At 73.5% G+C, this 6,233-nt stretch carries 7 protein-coding genes; 1 reads left to right on the top strand and 6 read right to left on the bottom strand.

The genetic code is table 11. The annotated features are described in order from the left end of the window. Window positions 1-68 precede the first annotated feature (68 nt). The 4 genes from EBM89_RS10690 to EBM89_RS10680 form a co-directional block, all read right to left on the bottom strand. Window positions 69-1,685, bottom strand: coding sequence for an SPFH domain-containing protein (locus EBM89_RS10690; protein ID WP_122149419.1), 1,617 nt, complete (start codon window positions 1,683-1,685; stop codon window positions 69-71). 173 nt (window positions 1,686-1,858) lie between these two features. Continuing rightward, window positions 1,859-2,098, bottom strand: coding sequence for a hypothetical protein (locus EBM89_RS10685; RefSeq protein ID WP_122149418.1), 240 nt, complete (start codon window positions 2,096-2,098; stop codon window positions 1,859-1,861). Continuing rightward, window positions 2,095-2,238, bottom strand: coding sequence for a hypothetical protein (locus EBM89_RS21230; protein WP_158609638.1), 144 nt, complete (start codon window positions 2,236-2,238; stop codon window positions 2,095-2,097). The genes EBM89_RS10685 and EBM89_RS21230 overlap by 4 nt, the downstream gene beginning before the upstream one ends. A 200-nt stretch (window positions 2,239-2,438) precedes the next feature. Further along, complete coding sequence (locus tag EBM89_RS10680) at window positions 2,439-2,897, bottom strand: hypothetical protein (RefSeq protein ID WP_122149417.1); 459 nt, start codon at window positions 2,895-2,897, stop codon at window positions 2,439-2,441. A 296-nt stretch (window positions 2,898-3,193) separates the two neighbouring features. Here EBM89_RS10680 and EBM89_RS10675 point away from each other — a divergent pair, with 296 nt between their 5' ends. Continuing rightward, entirely contained in the window at window positions 3,194-3,955 is a 762-nt protein-coding gene (locus tag EBM89_RS10675) for a hypothetical protein (RefSeq protein ID WP_147463526.1), read from the top strand. Between the two features lie 52 nt (window positions 3,956-4,007). Here EBM89_RS10675 and EBM89_RS10670 read toward each other — a convergent pair whose 3' ends face one another. Together EBM89_RS10670 and adh are read right to left on the bottom strand one after the other, a co-directional pair. Further along, window positions 4,008-4,442, bottom strand: coding sequence for a DUF779 domain-containing protein (locus EBM89_RS10670; protein WP_122149415.1), 435 nt, complete (start codon window positions 4,440-4,442; stop codon window positions 4,008-4,010). A gap of 78 nt (window positions 4,443-4,520) precedes the next feature. After that, window positions 4,521-6,044, bottom strand: coding sequence for an aldehyde dehydrogenase (gene adh, locus EBM89_RS10665; protein ID WP_122149414.1), 1,524 nt, complete (start codon window positions 6,042-6,044; stop codon window positions 4,521-4,523). Window positions 6,045-6,233: the final 189 nt, after the last annotated feature.

Here is a 6,233-nt window from a genome sequence, read left to right as displayed (position 1 = left end):
CGGGCCCGGAGGCGCCGAGCACCGGCGCCTCCGGGCCGCGGAGCAGCCGCTTCAGCCAGGCCACGGGGTCAGCTCGCCCCGTCGGTGGTGTCGCCGATCGTGCCGTCGGCGTCGGCCGACTTCGCGGAGGTGGTCGACCGTCGCGAGCGCGCCGCCGTCGCCGCGGGCACCGTCGCCGGCGCGGGCGACGTGCTCCCGCCGCCGAGCCCGCCGATCAGGTCGAGGACGTCGATGCCGGTCTGCGCCTTGAGCAGCGTCGCGAGCTCCTGCACACCGGTCGACACCTGGCCGGGCAGCCGCGAGGCGCCGTCCTTGTCGATGATGGTGATGCCATCGATCGCGCCGAGCGCGTCGGCGTACGGCTGCGCGACCTTCGGCAGGGCCTCCAGCACCATCTGCAGGCGGGCCGACTCGGGGAACGCCTGGTAGGCGTCCGACTCCGCCTTGATCGCGGCGGCGCGGGCCTCGCCCTGCGCCCGCTCCGCGGCGGCCTGGGCCTCACCGCGGGCCTGGATGCCGTCGGCCTCCGCCTTCGCGAGCGCGAGGGCACCCTCGGCGCGACGCTGCTGCTCGACCAGCGCTGCCTCGGCGCGGGACCGGGCGGCGGACGCCTCGGCGTCGGCCTGCGCGGTGGTGCGCTGCGCCTCCGCCTCGGCCTTGCGGATCGCCGTGGTCTTGGCGGCCTCGGCCTCCTGCTCCGCGGCGTACTTGCGGGCATCGGCCTCCTGCGCGGCCTCGTACTTGCGGGCCTCGGCGGGCTTGCGGACCTCGGTCTGCAGCTCCTGCTCGCGCAGGGCCGCACGGCGGAGCGCCACCTGCTCCTGCTGGACCAGGACCTCCTGCTGGGCCTCGGCCTCGGCGCGCTCGCGGGCGGCCTCGGCGTCGGCCTGGGCGCTCGCGGTCTCCTGCGCGATGGTCGCGTTGCGCAGCGCGAGCGCCTTGTTGGACTCGGCGATCTGCACGGCGGCCTCGTTGGAGCGCTCGGTGCTCTCCTGGCGGGCCTGCGCCTCGGCGATCTCGGCGTCGCGGGCGACGGCGGCGGCGCGCGGTCGACCGAGGTTGCGGATGTACTCGCCGGTGTCCTCGACGGTCTGGATCTCGAAGTTCTCGAGGATCAGGCCGCGCTCCGCGAGCATCGGGACGGCGATGTCCTTGACCTCCTTCGAGAACTCCTGGCGCTCGTAGAGAATCGACTCGACGGTCAGCGTGCCCGCGATGGTGCGCAGCACACCGACCAGCACCTCGGAGGTCTGCTGCTCGATGACCTGCTCCTGGCTGCGCCCCGCGAACCGCTGCGCGGCCGCGCGCACCATGCGCTCCGTGCCGCCGACCTTGACGACCGCGATGGACCGCAGCGTGACGCCGACGCCGGACTTGGTGGTGGCGTCCTCGGCCGCGACCGGGAAGCTCTGCGACGCCAGCGACAGCCGGACGACCTGCTCGAAGATCGGCTTGACGAACGTGCCGCCGCCGATCACGACGCGCTGCCCGGACAGGTCGGTGGTCTCGTCCCCGGTCTCCGGGTTGATGACCGGCTTGCCGCTCTTGCGGCCGGTGATGATCAGCGCCTCGTCGGGCGTCGCGATCTTGAACCGGACCTTGGCGTAGATCGCGCCGACGACGGCGACGACCACGATGACGACGACGGCCGCGACGACGGCGAGCGCGGTTCCAGCGAGCTCCATGGGACTCCTCGATCAGGTCCGACCGCGGTCCAGCGCGGTCGGTCGGTCAGGTGGGCTGGTCACGACTCTAGGGGGAGGGTGCGGGGCCGCGAGGGGGGTTTCGCGGGCGGTCGCCCGGTCGGATGCGCGGAGAGCGCTTCACAGCGGGCACCTGGTGTACGTCGAGCGGGCGGTCAGGTGCGGCCCCGCAGGATCCGGTGCAGCCACCGCGGGACCCGCAGGGTGATCGTCGACGGCGCCGCGCGCGCCGCAGCCTCGGCGTCCTCGCGTCGTTGGCGGGCCACGTCCTCGGTGATCCACTGCGCCAGGTCGAGGAAGGACTGCCGCTGCTCGTCCGTCATCGGCGGTGCCTCGAACCGTTCATAGCTCGGGTCGTCCCAGACCGGACGGCGCCGGTAGTAGTGGTCGCTCACGGCTGCTCCTGCTGATCCGGGGCGTGCTCCGGTGCGCCGTCGGGCAGCGACGCCGCGGCGACGAGGTCGCGGTCGTCCTGGGCCGCGGTCTGGCGGTCCAGGACAGCGGGCTCGGCAGCGGCGGCGTGGACCAGATGCACGGGGCGACTCCTCGGGGCACGGGACAGCCACGAGCACGGAGCGGCTCGGGCAGTCGACGGGCTGCGGCGGGCAGTCGACCTGGGACCAACCTACGAGCAGGCCGCTGAGCGCCGTCAAGACCGATCGAAGCGCCTGGGGACCGCCCTGGGGTTGGGGTGCCTCGCACCGCCCCGGTGGCACCGGGGCGGCCCCGCCGTCCTCACCCGCCGAGGAACACCGCGTGCCACGCCCCCGCCTGGTCGGCGTGGTCCGCGTCGACGCGGAACCCCGTCACCTCCGCGACGTCCAGGTCGAGAGTGACCGGTTCCTCGCCGCAGGGCACCTCGACCCGGGTGGCCGTGCTCGTGCTGGCCTCGTGGGTCCCCGTCGTCGTCTCGACCGTGAAGTCCACGGTGCCGCCGAGGCAGGACAGCAGCACCCGCTCGACGTGCACGGCGACGCCGTCCTCGGTCGAGGTCGTGATCCCGGACTCCGCCGTGGTCACCGGGTCGTCGGGGCTGATCCGGGCGGTCGCGGCACCGATCACGTCGTCGCCCGCAGGCTCCTCGCGTGCGCCCATCCACTCGGTGACCTCCGCGTCCGACGCCTCCGCGGGTGCGGTGCACGCCGCCACGCCGAGCACCAGCGCGACGACCCCGACCCTGACGACGCTGCGCATGCCCCGACCCTAGGTCGCCGCGCCGCTCCCCGGGGCACATTCCGCGAGGTCGAGGGTTCTGGCACGGTGTCGGCGTGTCGCACCGGCGCGTCGCGTGGAACCCTCGACCTCGCTCCCGGCTCCTACCGGCCCGACCGGTGCTCGACGTCGCGCGCGACTCGGACAAGGCGCTCGTGGACTGGGCGATCGAGACGCGTGGCTTGTCGTACGACGAGACGTCTCACCACGCTGCGCATGTCCCGACCCCAGGTCGAGCCGCCGGGCCGTCCCTGCGCCTGCACGTACGCTTCCGCAGCGTGGGGATGAAGCAGCGCGCGATCTCGCGCCCGACCGCGCGGCTGGTCGCGCTCGTGCCGGTGGTCGGGCTCGGCTGGGTCGTGTTCGCGCTCGCGATGCTCGACGCGGGCGGTGTGCTCGGCGTCGGCGTCGCGGCGGTGTGCCTCACCGTCCTGGTCGTCGGCGCGGCGCTCGTCGTCTGGCTGGCCCTGGTGCCGCGACGCGGTCGGCTCCCGGTCGTCGTGGCCGACGGGCGGCTCTGGCTGCCGGTCGCGCCGGTGCCGCGGGTCGGGCTCGTCGCATTGGCGGGGATGGCCGTCCTGCTCGGCGTCGTGGTCGTCACGGGACTCGTGGTCGACGGCCTCGGAGCCCTCCTGAGCCTCGGGACCGACACCCGGCGGGGCAGGGCGTTCCCGTTCCTGCTGCTGGGTGGCTCGGTCGGCGGAGCAGCGGCGTGCGTCCCGCTGCTCGTCGGCCTGGTCCGCGGGACGCGCGGCCCGCGTCGCTTCGGTCTCGGGCCGGACGGTCTGCTGCGTGAGGCCGGACACCGGATCCCCGCCGTCCTCGTCCCGTGGCGGGACATCGGTGCGGTCGTCGTGGAGCGGAGTCGTCGGCGGGTCCTGGTGCACCGCCTGGCGGGCCCGGTGGGCGGTGATCCCGTCGTGATCGCCGCCCCACTCCACGGGGCCGACCCGGCCGCGGTCGCGGCGCTGATCGAGCGCTACCGCGACGACCCGTCCGCGCGTGAGCGCCTCCCGGACGTGGTGCGCGCCGACTCCTGATGCGTCAGGTCGGCAGCCTCGCAACGGGCCCGACCTGACGCATCGCGCTCGGTCACACCGGCCCGACCCGCACCCCTTCGCCGGCCGTCGGGTCCGCCGCCCACTCCGCGTCGGTGAGCAGCCGGGACCGGATGAGGAACCGCACCCCCTCGGGTGCCTCCAGGCTGAACCCCGCCCCGCGCCCGGGGACGACGTCGATGGTCAGGTGGGTGTGCCGCCAGTAGGCGAACTGGCTGCGGCTCATCCACACCGGGACGGCGAAGGCGTCGTCGTCCGTGCGCGCGGGCACGTGCAGGTCCCCGAGGTGCACGTCGGCGTCGCCGGTGAGGAACTCCCCGGCGGGGTAGCACATGGGGGAGGACCCGTCGCAGCAGCCGCCGGACTGGTGGAACATCAGCTCGCCGTGCTGGGCGCGCAGCGTGCGGAGCAGGTCGCCGGCGGCGGGGGTGAGGTCGACCCGGCCGACCGCCGGGGTGTCGTCGTCCATGGTGGGGTCCGTCCCGGCCCCGCGCGCGACCGGAGGGAGGGGCGGTCGCGCGCGGGGGCCTGTGGTGGGTGGTGGGGCTCAGAAGAAGCCGAGCTTCTGGCCGGAGTAGGAGACCAGGAGGTTCTTGGTCTGCTGGTAGTGGTCGAGCATCATCTTGTGGTTCTCGCGGCCGACGCCGGAGCCCTTGTACCCGCCGAACGCCGCCGCGGCGGGGTACGCGTGGTAGCAGTTGGTCCACACGCGTCCGGCCTCGATGTCGCGCCCGGCCCGGTAGGCGATGGCGGCTTCGCGGGACCAGACGCCGGCGCCGAGCCCGTAGAGGGTGTCGTTGGCGGTGTGGATGGCGTCGGAGTAGTCGGAGAACGACGTGACGGCGACGACGGGCCCGAAGATCTCCTCCTGGAAGATCCGCATGGCGTTCTTGCCCTCGAAGATCGTCGGCGTCACGTAGTACCCGCCGGCGAGGTCCCCGTCGAGCTCGGCGCGGTGGCCGCCGGTGAGCACCTTGGCGCCCTCGGCCTTGCCGATGTCGATGTAAGACAGGATCTTCTCGAGCTGGTCGTTGGACGCCTGCGCGCCGATCATCGTCTCGGTGTCGAGCGGGTCGCCCTGCTTGACGGCCTCGGTCCGGGCGATCGCGTCGGCGAGGAACCCGTCGTAGATCGACTCCTGGACGAGCGCCCGGGACGGGCAGGTGCAGACCTCGCCCTGGTTGAGGGCGAACATCGTGAACCCCTCGAGGGCCTTGTCGTAGTAGTCGTCCTGGGCCCGGGCGACGTCCTCGAAGAAGATGTTCGGGCTCTTCCCGCCGAGCTCCAGGGTGACGGGGATGATGTTCTGGCTGGCGTACTGCATGATCAGCCGCCCGGTCGTGGTCTCGCCGGTGAACGCGATCTTCCGGATGCGGGGGCTGGACGCCAGCGGCTTGCCCGCCTCGACGCCGAACCCGTTGACCACGTTGACGACGCCCGGCGGCAGCAGGTCCGCGATGAGCTCCATGAGCAGCAGGATCGACGCGGGGGTCTGCTCGGCGGGCTTCATGACGACGGCGTTCCCGGCGGCGAGCGCGGGGGCGAGCTTCCACGTCGCCATGAGCAGCGGGAAGTTCCACGGGATGATCTGCCCGACGACGCCGAGCGGCTCGTGGAAGTGGTACGCGATGGTGTCGGCGTCGATCTCCGAGATCGAACCCTCCTGCGCCCGCACCGCCCCGGCGAAGTACCGGAAGTGGTCGACGGCGAGCGGCAGGTCGGCGGCCAGGGTCTCGCGGACCGGCTTGCCGTTCTCCCAGGTCTCGGCGACGGCCAGCATCTCGAGGTTCGCCTCGATGCGGTCGGCGATCTTGTTCAGCACCAGCGCGCGTTCGGTCGCGGAGGTCTTGCCCCAGGACCGTGCGGCGCCGTGCGCGGCGTCGAGGGCCCGGTCGATGTCGGCGGCGTCGCCGCGCGCGACCTCGGTGAAGGTGCGGCCGGTCACGGGGGTGGGGTTCTCGAAGTAGCGTCCGGCGGCGGGGGCGACGTACTCCCCGCCGATCCAGTGGTCGTAGCGCTCGCGGTAGGTGGCGATGCTGCCGGGCTGGCCCGGTGCTGCGTAGACGGTCATGGGTGCGCGCCTCCGTGCAGGGACGACCGGGTGCGCCGTCGTGCGGCCGCACCCGGGGGCACCGCGTCGTTGCGGTGCGCCGTGCTCGCGACGCTAGGTCGCCGAGGGTTGCACCTGCGTTGCAGGCGGGGGTCGCCCCGTGCGGTCGGGTGGCACCGGGAGGAGAAGCGGGGGTCATGCCGTGGGTGG

The organism is Cellulomonas triticagri (genome assembly GCF_003696205.1).
Classification (GTDB): Bacteria; Actinomycetota; Actinomycetes; order Actinomycetales; family Cellulomonadaceae; genus Cellulomonas; species Cellulomonas triticagri.
Note: the sequence above shows the minus strand (reverse complement) of the source record. Positions and strands in the feature narration are given on the sequence as shown.

What these genes read in the sequence shown, in the direction of transcription:
- EBM89_RS10690 (WP_122149419.1), bottom strand. Translation starts at nt 1,685, where the DNA reads ATGGAGCTCGCTGGAACCGCGCTCGCCGTCGTCGCGGCCGTCGTCGTC.
- EBM89_RS10680 (WP_122149417.1), bottom strand. Translation starts at nt 2,897, where the DNA reads ATGCGCAGCGTCGTCAGGGTCGGGGTCGTCGCGCTGGTGCTCGGCGTG.
- EBM89_RS10670 (WP_122149415.1), bottom strand. Translation starts at nt 4,442, where the DNA reads ATGGACGACGACACCCCGGCGGTCGGCCGGGTCGACCTCACCCCCGCC.
- adh (WP_122149414.1), bottom strand. Translation starts at nt 6,044, where the DNA reads ATGACCGTCTACGCAGCACCGGGCCAGCCCGGCAGCATCGCCACCTAC.